The 458-nt window shown below is 58.3% G+C and carries 1 protein-coding gene; it reads right to left on the bottom strand.

The annotated features are described in order from the left end of the window. The coding region (locus tag EOE48_RS28775) for a response regulator (protein WP_148239827.1) at nucleotides 1–218 on the bottom strand (218 nt) is incomplete at its 3' end. Nucleotides 219–458 lie beyond the last annotated feature (240 nt).

Genomic DNA, 458 nt, shown 5'->3' on the forward strand with positions numbered 1-458 from the left:
TCGCTGACCTGACGGATCAGTTCGAGGCCGCCCATCTGCGGCATGCGCAGATCGCAGATCACGAGGTCGGGCTGGTGTTCTTCGAAGACCTGAAGCCCCTGCTGGCCATTACCGGCCTGGAGGACGCTGAAGCCACTGTCTTCAAGATAGGCGGCGAGGCTCGCACGGACCACGTCGTCGTCATCTATAATCAGCAGCGTTGCACTGGTTTTCTGCATGTGGGCGAACGGCGCCGATTTGGGTGGGTGCAGCGGTGTCGGCAAAGCAGACGGCCAGCTACGGGAATTCTCTGTGGTCACACTCTACTTGAGTTGTAGGACAAGAACACCTGCCCGGCAACTGTTCAGAGGTACCTTGTAAGGCGCAGACGGTACTCCCATCCGGCAGGCGTTTCAAGCATGCGAGGGTCGACCTCGCCGCTCTTTACAGGGCAAATCACTGGGAGTTATAAGAAAGTC

It is taken from the genome of Methylobacterium oryzihabitans (assembly GCF_004004555.2).
In the GTDB taxonomy this organism is placed as follows: Bacteria; Pseudomonadota; Alphaproteobacteria; order Rhizobiales; family Beijerinckiaceae; genus Methylobacterium; species Methylobacterium oryzihabitans.